The sequence below is a fragment of the Conexibacter sp. W3-3-2 genome, assembly GCF_009707605.1.
GTDB classification, from domain to species: domain Bacteria; phylum Actinomycetota; class Thermoleophilia; order Solirubrobacterales; family Solirubrobacteraceae; genus Paraconexibacter; species Paraconexibacter algicola.
Genome location: NZ_WLYW01000001.1, coordinates 571,838 through 586,661, shown reverse-complemented (window position 1 = coordinate 586,661; position 14,824 = coordinate 571,838). Strand labels below are relative to the sequence as shown.

The window sequence follows — 14,824 nt, the reverse complement described above, 5'->3', positions numbered from 1 at the left end:
GCCGCGGAGGTCAGGCCGGGCGCACGGTCGTGTCGCCCGGCGCGACCGAGAACGCGGCCTGCCGCACCGGCCGGGCGGCCGGGTCCAGCGCGTCGACGGAGTGGTACTCCACGCGCAGCCCGTCGGTGCGGGCCTCCAGCCGACCGAAGCCGCGGTGCTGGAAGTCCGCGTAGGAGATGTGCGGGTTGGTGGTGCGCAGCGCCGCCTTGATCGTCTCGCGCGCGGTGGCCTCGGGAATGATGTCCTCGAACCCCAGCGAGGTGATCGAGCCGCCGACGAACTCCGTCCCGACCGCCGGCGTGTTCGCGCGGCCGTTGGTGTGGACCGTCCCCGCGAAGAACGTGTGGATGTCCCCGGTGATGAACGTCAGGTCCCGCACGCCGCGGGCCCGGAAGTGCTCGAGGATCTCGCGCCGCTCCGCGCCGTAGCCGTCCCACGCGTCGACGTTGATGGTCGTGCCGGGGACCGAGTCGACGGCCATGATCATCAGCTGGTTGGCGACGACCTTCCACTGCGCCCGCGAGTCGGTGACCGCACGCTTGAACCACGCCTTCTGCTCGGCCCCGAGGAACGTGCGCCGCCCCGTCTCGGCGTCCGGGCACGGCACGACGATCTGGCCCGTGCACGCCTGCGGGTCGCGGTACTGACGCTGGTCGAGCAGGAACAGCTCGGCGGTGGCGCCGAGCGGCACGCTGCCGTAGATGCGGAAGTCGACCGGCTTGGCGCGCAGCCGCGGCATGTACTCGAAGAACGCGAGGTAGCCGTTGCGGCGCCGCTCGCGGATGTCGTACGGGGCGTCCTGGCCCTTGGCGGTGTCGCGCCGCTCCCCGGCGTAGTTGTCCTCGACCTCGTGGTCGTCCCAGATCGCGATGAACGGGTGCGCCGCGTGGAGCTTGCGGAGGTTCGGGTCGGCCTTGTAGAGGCGGTACTTCTCCCGCCACTCGGGGAGCGTCAGGACGAAGCCGTCCTTCGCCGCGCCGAGCGTGTCCTTGCGGTCGGCGGGACCGTCGTAGAAGGTCTGCTCGTAGACGTAGTCCCCCAGGCAGACGACGAGGTCGAGGTCGTCCTGCGCGGCGAGCGCCGCGTGCGCCGGGTAGTAGCCCGCCTGGTAGTCCTGGCAGGAGAAGAACCCGATCCGCACCGGCTCGCGCGAGTCGGCCGGGCGCGCGGTGCGGAAGCGGCCGACGTCCGACGCGGTCCGCCGCGTGGTGAAGCGGTAGTAGTACTCCTCGCCGGGCCGCAGCGGCCCGCCCTTCAGCCGCGCGTGGACGGTCGCGTCGCGCACGACGGGCACGCGCACGTCGCGGCGCAGCACCGTGCGGCGGAAGTCGGGATCGCGGGCGACCTCCAGGCGGACGCGGCTGTTGCGCTCGACGCCCTCGACGCGCGTCCACAGGGTGATCTCGTCGGTGCCCGGGAAGCCCGAGCCGACCCCGAGGTGGAAGTTGCCGTCGGTGAGCAGCGGCTCGCGGATGCGGCGGCGCGGCGGCTTGGCGGCGAGCGCGGCAGGGCCGCCGAGGAGCACGGCGCCGCCGGTGGCGAGGGCGCCGCCGACGACGGTGCGGCGGGTGACGGGGGAGGAGAGATCGCTCACGGGCGCGGGAACCTGTCAGAGAGGGCGGGGGACCGGGGTGAACACCGGGTGAACGCCGGCGTTCGGCGGAGGCTAACCGTCGGCGCCGCGTCCTGTGGCAGCATCGCGGCCGTGAGCACCACCTTCGAGCGCCGCGACACCGCGCGGATCATGGCCGCGGTCGCGCTCGCCGCCTCCTTCACGCCGTCGCTGCTGCGCCGCCGCCGCCGCGACCAGGCGGCCGTGACGGTCGGCGCGGTGGTCCTCGGCGCCGGGGCGGGCGCGGTGACGGAGGTCGCGGTGCTGCGCCTGGCCGAGCGGCTGGGCAGCGAGTCCGAGGCCCGGCTGGCGGTCGCCGGGATCGGGGCCGCGGCGACCCTCGCGGAGCTGCCGTCCAGCCCGTCGGACCTCGTCGCCGCGGTCGGCACGGGCGCCCGCGTCGCCGGGATCGGCGCGCTGCTCGGAGCGCTCGCCCCCGTCCGCGAGCGACGCGAGCCGGTCGACCGGGTGGCGCTCGCGGGCGCGGTCGCGCTCGGCGCGAGCGGCTGGTGGGCGTGGAAGCGCACCGACCCGCGCCGCCACCGACCGCGGATGACCGCCTACCCGCCGGTGGGCGGCGCGTTCCTGCCGACCGTCTCCGGCGGCGCGGGGAGCGCCGTCCCGCGCGAGGGCCTGGACTTCGAGGGCACGCGGTTCCTCGCCTGCGCGGTCCCCGCCGCGGACATCCGCGCGCTTCGGCCCGACGGGGGCCCGGCGGTCGATCCCGTCCGGGTGTTCGTCGGCGTCGGCAGCGCCCCGACCGTGCAGGAACGCGCGCGGCTCGCGATCGACGAGCTCGAGCGGCTCGGCGGCCTGGACCGCGGGCGGGTCGTCGTCTGGTCGGCGACCCTGCGCGGGTTCGTCAACCCCGTGCCGCTGGACGCCGAGGAGGTGCTCTGCCGCGGCGACGTCGCGAGCGTCTGCGTCCAGTACTGGGACCGCCCGACGCTCGCGATGCCGTTCAAGGTGCCGGTCGCGCGCGACACGCACCGCGCCGTGCTGGCCGAGCTCGCCGCCCGGCTGGCGGACCGGCCGCACCGCCCGGAGGTCGTCGTCTACGGCGAGAGCCTCGGCGCGTGGGCCAGCCAGGAGGTCTTCAAGGACGGTGGCGTCGCCGCGCTCGACGCCGCCGGGGTCGACCGCGCCCTGTGGGCCGGCACGCCGTTCTTCTCGGGGCTGCGCCGCGCGTTCCAGAAGGACCGGGTGCCCCGCGACGAGCGGGTCGCGCTCGTCTCCACGCGGGAGCTGCTCGACGCCGACCCGGCCGCTGCCCGCGCGCTGCGCTTCGCGTTCCTGGACCGGCGGGTCGACCCGGTCGTCCTGTTCAGCGGCTTCGACGTCCTGTGGCGGCGCCCGGAGTGGCTCGACGAGCGCCTGCACGAGGACGGCGGCCCGGACGGGCTGCGCTGGGTGCCGGGCATCACGTTCCTGCAGCTCGTCTTCGACCTCCTGCGCGCCACCCGTTGGACGTCCGACCTGCCGCAGGCCGCCGCGCACGACTACCGCGTCGAGCTGCCGCTGGCGGTCAACCTCGCGCTCGGCCACCACCTGCCCCCGGACGCCGCGCAGCAGCTCGCCGACCGGCTGATCGAGCGCGAGGTCGCGCGGGGCGCGCGGCTGCGGGCGCTCAGGCGGGGCGAGCCGGATCCGGCGTCGGCGACGGTCCCGGCGCCGGGCTGACGCGCCGCAGCGCCAGCACCACGATCCCGCCCGCGAGCAGCACGGCGATGCCGATCTGCCCGGCGCGCCCGGTCGCGGACTCCAGCGCGTCGGAGAACGCCCAGCCGATCGCCAGGTACGTGCCCGCCCACAGCGCGATCCCGACCACGTCGAACGGGAGGAACTTCCGGTAGCGCATGCCGCTGGCGCCGCACAGGAACGGGGCGAGCACGCGCACCGGGCCGACGAAGCGCCCGGCGATCAGCACCCAGCCGCCGCCCCGCGCCACGCGCGCGGCGACGCGGTCCACCCGCGCGGGCGTCAGCCCGATCCGCCGGCCGATGCGCGGCAGCGCGGCCTGCCCGTAGCGGCGGCCGAGCGCCCAGCTGAGCGTGTCGCCCGCGACGCCGCAGCACCAGGCGACCGCCACGAGCACCACCGGGTCCAGGACGCCCGCGGCCGCCGCCGCACCCGCGACCGCGATCACGGCCTCGCCGGGCGAGAGCATCCCAAGCCCGACGCTCGTCTCCAGCAGCACGACCGCCCCGACGAGCAGGTAGGTCCAGGCGCCGAGCTCGTCGACCGCGTCGCGCGCCGCCGGGTACGGGTCGGGCAGCGGCAGCACCCCGGCGAGGACGACGATCCCGGCGGCCCCGGCGAGCGCGAGCGCGAGCACCGGGAGGTGTCCGAGGGACCGCATCCCCGGCAGGCTGGCAGGCGCACGACCGGATCTCGTGAACGCTAGGTTGCCGGGGTGCCCCGACCCGACCGGCTGGAGCGCCTGCCCCCGCAGTTCTTCACCGGGATCCTCGCCGCGGTGGCCGCCGCGCGCCGCCACGCCCGGCCCGCCGGTGATCGACCTCGGTCGCGGCAACCCCGACCTGCCGCCGCCGGCCCACGCGCTCGCCGCGGTCGCCGAGGCGCTCGGGCAGACCGCCACCCCGGCGGTCCACGGCTACCCGCCCTTCGACGGTCAGCGCGCCCTGCGCGAGGCGATCGCCCGGCGCTACGCGGCCGACCACGGCGTAACGCTGGACCCCGACCGCCAGGTCGCGGTCGTGCCCGGCACCAAGACCGCGATCACGCTGCTCGCGCTCGCGCTCGCGCAGCGCGGCGACGCGGTCCTGCTGCCCGACCCCGGCTACCCGGACTACCCCAGCGGCGTCGCGCTCGCCGGTGCCCGCGCGGTCGCACTGCCGCTGGAGCAGGGCGCCGGCTGGCAGCCCGACTGGGACGCGGTCGCCGCCGCGGACCTCGCCGCGGCGACCGTCGCGGTGCTGAACTACCCGTCCAACCCCTGCGCGGTGCTGGCGACGGACGCCACGCTGCGCACCGCGGTCGAGCGCGCGCACGCGCACGGCCTGACGCTCGTGCACGACCTCGCCTACGGGTTCCTCGCCTTCGACGGGCGCCGGGCGCGGAGCGTGCTCGAGCTCGACGGGGCGGCGGACGTGGCGGTCGAGCTGTGGTCCGCCTCCAAGGTCCACGGCATGGCGGGCTGGCGGATCGGCTTCGTCGTCGGGAACGCCGAGGTCGTGGCGCGCGTGCAGCTGCTCCTGGACCACGTGCACGCCGGCGTCTTCACCGCCCTGCAGCAGGGGCTCGCGGCGGCCCTCGACGGCGACCAGTCGACGGTGACCGATCGCGCGGCCGTCTACGCGGCGCGCCGCGACCGGCTCGTCGCGGCCGGGCTTCCCGGGATCGAGGCACCGCAGGGCACGTTCTACGCGTGGTGGCGGCTGCCGGAGGACTGGAGCGCCCGGCGGCTGCTCGACCGCACGCGGGTCGCGGTCGCACCCGGGGAGGGGTTCGGGGCGCGCGGGGCGGGCTGGGCGCGCCTGTCGCTGGCCCTCCCGGACGCCGAGCTGGACGAGGCGCTCCGGCGGCTCGGGCACGCGCTCGGGTAGAGGTCGTCCGCGCCAATCCGGAGGTCCTGGCCGTCCCGACCTCCGGGTCTGGTCAAATGTCGCACGATGCGCGCGGTCAATCCGGACGAGCCACCGCCGCGGCCGCTGCCCCGCGGCCGGCACTCTCCTGGCGGGGAGGTGGTCGCGAGCTCGCAGCGCACGCGCCTGCTCGACGCCCTCGTGGAGCTCGTGGCCGAGCACGGCTACGCGGGCGTGAAGGTCGGGGAGATCGCCCGGACGGCCGGGGTCTCGCTGTCGACCTTCTATGCGCACTTCCCCGGCAAGGAGGAGTGCTTCCTGGAGGCGTACGAGTCGGTCGTGCAGGCCCTGATGACCGACCTCGGGCGGTCGCTGGCGCAGGTCACCACGCTCGAGGACGGGATCGAGCAGGCCGCGGTCGCGTACTTCGCGTGGTTCGCCGGGCGCCCGACCGCGGCGCGGACGTTCCTGATCGAGATCCGCGGCGCCGGGAACGTCGCCCTGCAGCGGCGCGCCGAGGCGCTCGACCAGTTCCTCGTCGTGTTCGCCGCCGCGCTCGAGCGGGTCGGCCGCGCGGACCTGCCACCGCCGCGGGCGCGGCTCCTCGCGCTCCTCGGCGCCGTCGAGGCGCTCGCGTACGACCGCGTGCTCGCCGGCCATCCCGAGCAGCTCTTGGACCTCGCCCCGGACGCGGTCGACGCGGCGATGCGGCTGCTCGCGCCCTGACGACCGACGCAGGCCGGGCGGGCTGTGGGCGGGTCCCGGAGGACCCGCCCGGCGCCCGACGATGGCCACCTCGAACTACAAACGTCCCAGGACTGATGATCGTGTCTGCCTGGGCGGCGTGACACTCCCGACCACCGGACTGGCCACCCGGCACGAGGCCGGGTGCGTGGCGCGGTCGGACCTCGAAGGTCCAGGTCGAGTAGGCGGCCCGTCGTTCCCCAAGGGTACAGGCCCGCCACGCCGGGCCGTCAGGGATCATGTGTCCATGCCCGCACGCCGCGTCCTCGCCGTCCTGCTCGCCGCGCTCAGTGGGACCGCGGTGGCGGCCTGCGGCTCCGACGAGGACGGGGGCGGTGACCGCGCCCCGCGCGGACCCGCCTCGGCGACGCTGCGGGCCGAGCTCGCGAAGGCGACGAACGTCGACGTGTCCCGCTTCCCGCAGGCCGACGGCCGCACGCTGCGCGAGCTCGCCGACGGCCTCGACGGGACCGGCACGACGGTCGGGCTGGCGACGACGATCTTCCCGACGCCGAAGCCGCGGCTGGCGTTCGGCGTCATCGACGGCGAGAACGCGTTCGTCTACGCGCCCACGGTCGTGTACCTCGCCCGGTCGGAGAACGCGAAGGCGATCGGGCCGTTCCCGGCGCCCGCCGACCTGCTCGTCACCGACCCGCCGTTCCGCAGCCGACAGGCCGCCAGCGAGAAGGACCCGTTCGCGGCCGTGTACACCGCGCAGGTGCAGGCCGCGCAGCCCGGGGCCTACCGGGTGCTCGTGGTCAGCGAGGTGAACGGCGACCTGGTCGGGGCGCCCTCGCAGATCGAGGTCATCGACCCGGCCAAGGACCCGGTCGTCGCCCCGGGCGAGAAGGCGCCGGCCGTCGAGACCGACACCGTCGCCTCCGCCGGCGGGGACGTCGCGTCGATCGACACGCGCATCCCGCCGTCGGACCTGCACGACGAGTCGCTGAAGGACGTCCTGGGCAGGAAGCCCGTCGCGCTGCTGTTCGCCACGCCGCAGCTGTGCCAGTCGCGCGTCTGCGGCCCGGTCGTCGACATCGAGCTGCAGCTCAAGGCCAAGTACGGGGACCGGATGGCGTTCATCCACCAGGAGGTCTACGTCGACAACGACCTCGCCAAGGGGCTGCGCCCGCCGCTGGAGGCGTTCGGCCTGCCGACCGAGCCGTGGCTGTTCACGATCCGCCGCGACGGCACGGTGGCGGCTCGCCTGGAGGGCTCGTTCGGCTTCCGCAGCTTCGAGACCGCCATCCGCGCGGCGCTCTGACCGAGCCCGGCCCCGGGGCGCGCGGTCAGGTGCCGAGGGCGTCGCGCACGAACGGGCCGAGGAGCGCGCTGACCTGCGCGGCGGTCATCGCCGACGGGCCGCTCGGCAGCGTGGCGTAGCTGATCGCGAGGCGCACGACGGCCTCGGACAGCAGCCGCGCCTGCGCCGGGCGCAGGCCGTCCCAGTGCTCGAGGACGACCGCCTGCAGCTGCTCGGTGGCGCGCTGGAGCACCGGCTCGCCCTGCGTGGTGACGAGCGCGAGCAGCTCCTCGCTCCCCTGGCCGGTGAGCACCGCGCGCACGAGCGGGTCCTCCTCGGCGGCCAGCAGGAACACCTCGAACGCGGCGGCGAGCGCCTTCACCGGGTCCGCGGCGTTGGCGCGCACCGCCTCGTGGACGGCGGCGACGAACCGCTCGGCCTCGCGCACGACGAGCGCCTGGGCGAACTCCTCGCGCGAGCCGAACTCGTTGTAGACCGTCTGGCGGCTGACCCCGGCCGCCGCCGCGATCTGCGCCATCGTGACGTCGGCCCAGTCGCGCTCGGCGAGCAGCTCGCGCGCACCGTCGAGCAGCGACTCGCGCAGCAGCTCCTTGGCGGCCTGCGCGTACGGGGCGCGGCGCGTCACGCCGCGGGCTCGAAGTCGGCCTTGTCGCGGACCGCGCAGTCCGGGCAGGCCCAGTCGTCGGGGATCGCCGACCACGGCGTGCCGGGCGGGAACCCCTCGCGCGGGTGGCCGGTGGTCTCGTCGTAGACGTACCCGCAGCCGGGGCAGACGTGGCGGCTCATGCCCCGTACCGTGCCAGGACCTTCGCCCGCCTGCGCGGGTGGATGTTCGCGCGCGTCACGTCGCCGTCGTAGTGGGCGAGGACGCGCGGGTCCATGACGCGGCGCCACAGCGGCGGGATCGCGGCCAGCACGATCATGCCCGCGTACCCGGTGGGCAGCTGCGGGGCCTCCTCGAAGTGGCGCAGGGCCTGGTAGCGGCGGATCGGGTTGGCGTGGTGGTCGCTGTGGCGCTGCAGGTGGTAGAGGAACACGTTGGAGGCGACGTTGTTGGCGTTCCAGCTGTGCTCCGGGGCGGTCCGCACGTAGCGGCCGTCCTCGCGCTTCTCGCGCAGCAGGCCGTAGTGCTCGAGGTAGTTGACGACCTCCAGCAGCGAGAAGCCGAGCACCGCCTGGACCAGCAGGTAGGGGAGGACGACGGGGCCGAAGGCGACGGCGAGGCCGCCGAACAGCACGACGGTCATCAGCCACGCGTTGAGGATGTCGTTGTGGATCGTCCACGGACCGCGGCCGGTGCGGGCCAGGCGCTCCTTCTCGAGCTCCCAGGACGAGCTGAACGAGCCGGCGACGGTGCGCGGCAGGAACGCCCAGAAGCTCTCGCCCAGGCGCGAGGACGCCGGGTCCTCGGGGGTGGCGACGCGGACGTGGTGGCCGCGGTTGTGCTCGATGAAGAAGTGCCCGTAGAACGTCGGGGCGAGCGCGACCTTGCTGAGCCAGCGCTCGAGGCTCGCGCGCTTGTGGCCGAGCTCGTGGGCGGTGTTGATGCCGATGCCGTTGACGAGGCCGACGGTCCAGGTGAGGCCGACGAGCGCGGCGGGACCGAGGTCGCCCGAGGACCACAGGGCGCCGGCGAGGATCAGCGCGCCGTACTGCAGCGGCAGGAACGCGTAGGTGCACCAGCGGTAGTAGCGGTCGTTCTCGAGCCACTTGATGACGCTGTCGGGCGGGTTCTCCTCGTCGGTGCCGATCGCCGTGTCGAGGATCGGCATCAGGACGAACACGAGCACCGGGCCGATGAACCAGATCGCCGGGACCGACCAGGCGGCGTCGACGCCCCAGGCGATGAACGGGGACAGCGGGACGATCAGCCCGAGCAGCCACGCGTAGCGCTTGCCGTCGGTCCAGGCCGGGGTGGGCACTGCCTCGGCGTCGTCGTGGTGGTGGTGATGGTGGTGGTCGTGGGTGGCGGTGGCCATCGGACGGCTGCTCCCTCGCTTGGACAGATGAGCCGCTCTCCGTCGGCCCGCTTGACACTGTACCCCACTCGTGTAAGTCGGTTGCAGGAATCCTTCACGGCCGGTCCCACGGGTCCCGTAACGTCAGAGACCGTGAGCGAGCCAGACATCGACCCCCAGGAGACGCAGGAGTGGATCGAGTCGCTGCGGGACGTCGTCGCCCGCGACGGCGCCGACCGCGCCCGCACGCTGCTCGACGCGGTGCGCAACGCCGCGCACGAGGCCGGCGTCCCCCTGCGCAACCACCTGAGCACGCCGTACGTCAACTCGATCCCGGCCGCCGCCGAGCCGCCGATGCCCGGCGACCCGCAGGTCGAGCACGACCTCCGCTCGCTGATCCGCTGGAACGCGATGGCCCTCGTGCTCCGCGCCAACGCCGAGTCCTCCGAGCTCGGCGGCCACATCGCCTCGTTCCAGTCGGCCGCGACGCTCTACGAGGTCGGCTTCAACCACTTCTGGCACGCGCCGTCGGCCGCGCACGGCGGCGACCTCGTGTACATCCAGGGCCACTCCTCTCCCGGGATCTACGCGCGCGCGTTCCTCGAGGGCCGCATCCCCGAGGAGCGGATGCTCCGCTTCCGCCAGGAGAGCGACCACCGCAGCCCGGGGCTGTCGTCGTACCCGCACCCGTGGCTGATGCCGGATTTCTGGCAGTTCCCGACCGTCTCGATGGGCCTCGGCCCGCTGATGGCGATCTACCAGGCGCGGTTCATGAAGTACCTCAGCGGCCGCGGCTTGAGCGACACGACCGCGCGCAAGGTCTGGGCGTTCATGGGCGACGGGGAGATGGACGAGCCCGAGTCGATGGGCGCCCTGTCCCTCGCCGGCCGCGAGAAGCTCGACAACCTCGTCTTCGTCGTCAACTGCAACCTGCAGCGGCTCGACGGCCCCGTACGCGGCAACGGGAAGATCATCCAGGAGCTCGAGACGAACTTCCGCGGGGCCGGCTGGAACGTCATCAAGGTCATCTGGGGGTCGCGCTGGGACCCGCTGCTGGAGCGCGACACCGACGGGCTGCTGCGCCGCCGCATGCAGGAGGCGCTCGACGGCGACTACCAGGCCTACAAGGCGCGCGACGGCGCGTTCGTGCGCGAGCACTTCTTCGGCGCCTCGCCGGAGCTGCGCGAGATGGTCAAGGACATGAGCGACAAGGAGATCTGGGCGCTCAACCGCGGCGGGCACGACCCCGCGAAGATCCACGCCGCCTACGCCGCCGCCGTCGCGCACACCGGGCAGCCGACCGTGATCCTCGCCAAGACCGTCAAGGGCTACGGGATGGGCAAGGCCGGCGAGGGCCAGAACATCACCCACCAGCAGAAGAAGATGGACGACGAGGCCCTGCTGGCCTTCCGCGACCGCTTCGACCTGCCGATCAGCGACGACGACGTCCGCCGCAAGGTGTTCGTGAAGCCCGACGCCGACGAGCCGACGATGCAGTACCTCGCCGAGCGCCGCAAGCTGCTCGGCGGCAGCCTGCCGGTCCGCAAGCCGACCGGCGAGCCGCTGGAGGTCCCGGACCTCGAGGCGTTCCGCACCGTCCTGGACGGCAGCGGCGACCGCGAGATCTCCACCACGATGGCGTTCGTGCGCGTCCTCGCCGCGATCGTGCGCGACAAGGCGCTGGGCCGTCACGTCGTGCCGATCGTCGCCGACGAGTCCCGCACGTTCGGCATGGAGGGCATGTTCCGCCAGCTCGGGATCTTCAGCCAGGTCGGGCAGCTCTACCAGCCCGAGGACGCCGACCAGCTCATGTTCTACAAGGAGGACAAGGCCGGGCAGATCCTCCAGGAGGGCATCAACGAGGCCGGGGCGATGGCCTCGTGGATCGCGGCCGCGACCTCGTACGCCAACCACGGCGTCCCGATGATCCCGTTCTACATCTACTACTCGATGTTCGGGTTCCAGCGGGTCGGCGACCTCGCCTGGGCGGCCGGGGACAGCCGCGCGCGCGGCTTCCTGCTCGGCGGCACCGCGGGCCGCACGACGCTCAACGGCGAGGGCCTGCAGCACGAGGACGGCCACAGTCACCTCGTCGCGCACACGATCCCCAACTGCGTCGCGTACGACCCGGCCTACGGCTACGAGGTCGCGGTGATCGTCCAGGACGGCCTGCGCCGGATGGTCGCCGAGCAGGAGGACGTCTTCTTCTACATCACGCTGATGAACGAGAACTACCCGCAGCCCGCGCTGCCCGAGGGCGCCCGGGAGGGCATCCTGCGCGGCATGCACCGGGTGCGGGAGGCCGACGGTCCCGCCGCCGTGCAGCTGCTGGGCTCCGGCACGATCCTGCGTGAGGTGCTCGCGGGCGCCGAGCTGCTGCGCGAGCAGTACGGCGTCGAGGCGGACGTCTTCAGCGTCACCTCGTTCACGGAGCTGGCCCGTGACGGCTACGCGGTCGAGCGCCACAACCGCCTGCACCCGACCGACGAGCCGCACATGTCGTTCGTCGAGGAGACGCTCGGCACCCCCGACGTGCCGGTCGTCATCGCGACCGACTACCAGCGCGCGGTCCCCGACCTCATCCGGCCGCTGCTGGACGGTCGCCGCTGCACGGTCCTGGGCACCGACGGCTTCGGCCGCAGCGACTACCGCCGGGCGCTGCGCCGGTTCTTCGAGGTGGACCGCCACCACGTGGTCGTCGGGGCGCTCCACGCCCTCGGCCGCGCGCAGGACGCGGCGAAGGCCATCGCCGAGTACGACATCGATCCCGACCTGGAGGTCCCGTGGCGTCGCTGACCGAGGTAGCCGTCCCCGACATCGGGGACTTCTCCGACATCCCGATCGTCGCGATCCTCGTGGCCGTCGGGGACACGGTCGCCGTCGAGGACCCGCTCGTGGAGATCGAGTCCGACAAGGCGACGCTCGAGGTCCCCGCCCCGATGGCCGGGGTCGTCAAGGAGCTGAAGGTCGAGGTCGGCGACACGGTCTCCGAGGGCACCGTGCTGCTGATGCTCGAGCCGTCCGACGGGGCCGCCGACGCACCGGACGAGACGCCGGAGCCGGAGCCCGAGCAGGCCGCCGAGGCGGCGCCGGCGGCCGCGTCCGCGGACTCCGCCGCCCCCGCGCGAGCGGCGGCGCAGCCGCAGGCCGAGCCGGCCGACGACGCCGACGTCCACGCTTCCCCGATCGCGCGGCGGGTCGCCCGCGACCTCGGCGTCGACCTCACGACCGTCAAGGGCTCCGGCCGCGGTGGCCGGATCACCCGCGACGACGTCGAGGCGGCCGGGGTCGGCACCGGCACGACGCACGTCCGCACCGACGTCGCGCCCGGGGAGGTGCAGCGCCTGGAGCTGTCCCGCATCCAGAAGGCGTCGGCGAAGAACCTCCAGGGCGCGTGGCAGACGATCCCGCACGTCACCCACCACGAGGACGCGGACATCACCGAGCTCGAGGCGTTCCGCAAGCAGCTGAACGCCGAGCAGTCCGACGTCAAGGTGACCATGGTCGCCCTGCTGCTGAAGGCGACCGCGGTGTCGCTGCGGGCGTTCCCGAAGTTCGCGTCCTCGCTCGACGGCGACGAGCTCGTCGTCAAGCCGGACCTGCACATCGGCTTCGCCGCCGACACCCCCAACGGCCTCGTCGTCCCCGTCGTCCGGGACGTGCCGCACAAGGGCATCCTCGAGCTCGCGGGCGAGCTGACCGAGCTGTCGGGGAAGGCCCGCGCCGGGAAGCTGTCGCCCAAGGAGATGAGCGGCGCGGTGTTCACGATCAGCTCGCTCGGCGGCATCGGCGGCACCGGCTTCACGCCGATCGTCAACCCGCCGCAGGTGTGCGTCCTGGGCGTCGTGCGCAGCGCGATGAAGCCCGTGTGGGACGGGGAGGCGTTCCAGCCGCGGCTGATGCTGCCGCTGTCGCTCTCCTACGACCACCGGGTCATCGACGGAGCGGCCGCCGCACGGTTCTGCGCCCACCTCGCGGGCGTGCTCGGCGACCTGCGCCGCGCGCTGCTCTGAGCCGGCCCGCGGGCCGACAGGGCCGGGCGGGCGTCAGCGCGGCGCCCGCACGATCCGCGTCGTGCTGCGGAACCGCTCGCCCGTCCACGAGATCCGCCGCTCCCGTAGCCGCGACGGGCAGCAGTTCGGGTCGCCCGCCGCGTAGACCGGCGTCCGCTCGACGAGCGTGCGGCGACGGCCCGGGGAGAGCCGGAACACCGGGTCGGAGAGCCGCGCGTAGGCGATCGCGAAGCGCCCGCCGTCGTTGCGCAGGACCGCGAACGGGGACGGGGAGGACACCGTGCAGCAGCGCAGCAGCGCGAGGCGGTCGACGTCGCCGTCCCCGTCGTAGTCGGCGCACAGCGCCTGCGAGGCGGTGGTGTAGACGGTCGACGGGCGCCTGGGGTCGAGCAGCTGCGTCAGCCGGCGGTCCGCGTCCAGGCGCGCGGGCAGACCGGCCTGGACCGCCGCCTCGGTGGTGGCGGCGCGGCCGCAGTCCGACCACGACCGCGACGCCGCGGAGGCGGGTGTGGGGGCGAGGGCCGCGCCGGCGAGAGCGGCGGCCGCGAGGACGAGCGAGGAGGACCGGTGGCGCATGGGCGCGGCATACCCGAGGCGCACGCCGGTCATGCGACCGGCGCGATACCGTCCCGGGCGATGGGAAAACGCTCTCGCGCACGTCGTCCGCCCGGTCCGCGTCCGCCACGCGAGCCGCGCCCCGACCGGTCGCAGCCCGGGCGTGAGAAGGGCCTCGGACGGCTGCCCGCCCCGCGCCGCGTGCTGGCGCTCTACCTGGGGGCCGCGACCGTGGTCGCGCTCGTCGCGCTGCTCGGGATCGCGCTGATCGGCGGGACGGCCGGTCCGTTCCTCGTCTTCGCGGTCGTCGCCGGGGCCAGCGGCCTCGTCTACCGGCGGGCGCAGCGCGCCCTCGTCGGCCTGGGTCTCAGCGACGAGGACCGGCTGCTGCAGACGATGGCCGCCGGCCTCCTGCTGATCAGCTCGCTGCTGGCGCTCGTGTCCGTCCTGGCGACCTCGCTGAGCTGACGTGCAGGACGCGCTGCGACCCGACGGCCCGGGCCGGCCCGACCCCGACCGTGGCGTCGGCGCGACCGTGCTCGTCGCCGCCGGCGCGGCGCAGGAGCTCGACGCGCACCTCGCCGACCTCGCCGCGAGCGCCCGCAGCCTGTACGACACCGCGCCCGACCCGGAGCTGCGCTCGCGCATGCTCGGCCTCGGCGCCGCCGGGGCCCGCGCGCGGGTCGTCGTCCTCCCGGACGGCCGCACGCGCGTGAGCTCCCGCCCGTTCCGGCCGCCCGTCCCGGGCGGCCCGCCGGTGCGGCTCGTCCCGTTCGTGCTGCCCGGCGGTCTCGGGGCGCACGACTGGGCCGACCAGCGCCTGGCCGACGACCTGCGCGAGCGCGCGGGGGAGGGGGCGCTGCCGCTGCTCCTGGACGAGGACGGCGAGGTCCTCGAGCCGGTCGGCGAGACCGTGCTGATCGTGCGCGACGGGACGCTCGTCGGCCCGCCGCTGGACGACCGCCGCCGCCACGCCGTCGCGGCGGCGCGACTGCCGGTCGCGCGTCGCGAGCGGCTCGAGCTCGAGACCCTGCGCCGCGCCGACCAGCTCGTCGTCGTCGGCTCCCTGAACGGTGTGCGCGCCGCCGAGGTCGCCGCGTGAGCCGCACGAGCCTGCGCACCGTCCTGGGCCT

The 14,824-nt window shown here is 74.6% G+C and carries 14 protein-coding genes; 8 read left to right on the top strand and 6 right to left on the bottom strand.

Annotation, left to right across the window (positions count from 1 at the left end):
- Window positions 1-10: 10 nt before the first annotated feature.
- Window positions 11-1,594 carry an alkaline phosphatase gene (locus GKE82_RS02925; protein WP_154732276.1) on the bottom strand — a complete coding sequence of 528 codons (1,584 nt, stop codon included), beginning with the start codon at window positions 1,592-1,594 and terminating at the stop codon, window positions 11-13.
- A 111-nt stretch (window positions 1,595-1,705) separates the two neighbouring features.
- Here GKE82_RS02925 and GKE82_RS02920 point away from each other — a divergent pair, with 111 nt between their 5' ends.
- Window positions 1,706-3,292: an alpha/beta-hydrolase family protein gene (locus tag GKE82_RS02920; RefSeq protein ID WP_154732275.1), complete on the top strand. Its 1,587-nt coding sequence runs from the start codon at window positions 1,706-1,708 to the stop codon at window positions 3,290-3,292.
- Here GKE82_RS02920 and GKE82_RS02915 read toward each other — a convergent pair.
- A complete protein-coding gene (locus GKE82_RS02915) occupies window positions 3,240-3,971 on the bottom strand; it encodes a DedA family protein (RefSeq protein ID WP_154732274.1) in 732 nt (243 codons plus the stop codon). The two genes, GKE82_RS02920 and GKE82_RS02915, sit on opposite strands and share 53 nt — an antisense overlap.
- 151 nt (window positions 3,972-4,122) lie before the next feature.
- Between GKE82_RS02915 and GKE82_RS02910 the strand changes: the two genes are divergently transcribed.
- The 3 genes from GKE82_RS02910 to GKE82_RS02900 all read left to right on the top strand — a co-directional run bounded on the left by GKE82_RS02910 (window position 4,123) and on the right by GKE82_RS02900 (window position 7,165).
- Complete coding sequence (locus GKE82_RS02910; protein ID WP_196189038.1) at window positions 4,123-5,178, top strand: aminotransferase class I/II-fold pyridoxal phosphate-dependent enzyme; 1,056 nt, start codon at window positions 4,123-4,125, stop codon at window positions 5,176-5,178.
- Between the two features lie 138 nt (window positions 5,179-5,316).
- Window positions 5,317-5,883, top strand: a complete 567-nt coding sequence (locus GKE82_RS02905) for a TetR/AcrR family transcriptional regulator (protein WP_196189037.1) — start codon at window positions 5,317-5,319, stop codon at window positions 5,881-5,883.
- 265 nt (window positions 5,884-6,148) lie between these two features.
- Window positions 6,149-7,165, top strand: coding sequence for a hypothetical protein (locus GKE82_RS02900; RefSeq protein WP_154732271.1), 1,017 nt, complete (start codon window positions 6,149-6,151; stop codon window positions 7,163-7,165).
- Window positions 7,166-7,190: 25 nt separating this feature from the next.
- On the opposite strand, the gene GKE82_RS02895 is transcribed toward GKE82_RS02900, so the two are convergent.
- Genes GKE82_RS02895 through GKE82_RS02885 form a run of 3 tightly spaced genes read right to left on the bottom strand, consistent with a single transcriptional unit; the run spans window position 7,191 to window position 9,144 of the window.
- On the bottom strand, window positions 7,191-7,790 hold the full coding sequence (locus GKE82_RS02895) for a TetR family transcriptional regulator (protein WP_196189036.1): 600 nt from the start codon (window positions 7,788-7,790) through the stop codon (window positions 7,191-7,193).
- Complete coding sequence (locus GKE82_RS02890; RefSeq protein ID WP_154732269.1) at window positions 7,787-7,951, bottom strand: rubredoxin; 165 nt, start codon at window positions 7,949-7,951, stop codon at window positions 7,787-7,789. The genes GKE82_RS02895 and GKE82_RS02890 overlap by 4 nt, the downstream gene beginning before the upstream one ends.
- Window positions 7,948-9,144, bottom strand: coding sequence for an alkane 1-monooxygenase (locus GKE82_RS02885; RefSeq protein ID WP_154732268.1), 1,197 nt, complete (start codon window positions 9,142-9,144; stop codon window positions 7,948-7,950). Before GKE82_RS02885 ends, GKE82_RS02890 begins: the two co-directional genes overlap by 4 nt.
- A 132-nt stretch (window positions 9,145-9,276) precedes the next feature.
- On the opposite strand from GKE82_RS02885, the gene aceE reads away from it, so the two are divergent.
- Complete coding sequence (gene aceE, locus GKE82_RS02880) at window positions 9,277-11,919, top strand: pyruvate dehydrogenase (acetyl-transferring), homodimeric type (protein ID WP_375336983.1); 2,643 nt, start codon at window positions 9,277-9,279, stop codon at window positions 11,917-11,919.
- On the top strand, window positions 11,907-13,136 hold the full coding sequence (locus tag GKE82_RS02875; protein ID WP_107571118.1) for a 2-oxo acid dehydrogenase subunit E2: 1,230 nt from the start codon (window positions 11,907-11,909) through the stop codon (window positions 13,134-13,136). The genes aceE and GKE82_RS02875 overlap by 13 nt, the downstream gene beginning before the upstream one ends.
- Window positions 13,137-13,169: 33 nt before the next feature.
- Here the strand turns inward: GKE82_RS02875 and GKE82_RS02870 are convergent, their stop codons facing one another.
- Window positions 13,170-13,745 carry a hypothetical protein gene (locus tag GKE82_RS02870; protein WP_107571117.1) on the bottom strand — a complete coding sequence of 192 codons (576 nt, stop codon included), beginning with the start codon at window positions 13,743-13,745 and terminating at the stop codon, window positions 13,170-13,172.
- Window positions 13,746-13,772: 27 nt separating this feature from the next.
- Here GKE82_RS02870 and GKE82_RS02865 point away from each other — a divergent pair, with 27 nt between their 5' ends.
- Both GKE82_RS02865 and GKE82_RS02860 read left to right on the top strand, forming a co-directional pair.
- A complete protein-coding gene (locus GKE82_RS02865) occupies window positions 13,773-14,159 on the top strand; it encodes a hypothetical protein (RefSeq protein WP_154732266.1) in 387 nt (128 codons plus the stop codon).
- A gap of 1 nt (window position 14,160) precedes the next feature.
- Window positions 14,161-14,793: an aminotransferase class IV gene (locus tag GKE82_RS02860; RefSeq protein ID WP_107571115.1), complete on the top strand. Its 633-nt coding sequence runs from the start codon at window positions 14,161-14,163 to the stop codon at window positions 14,791-14,793.
- Window positions 14,794-14,824 lie beyond the last annotated feature (31 nt).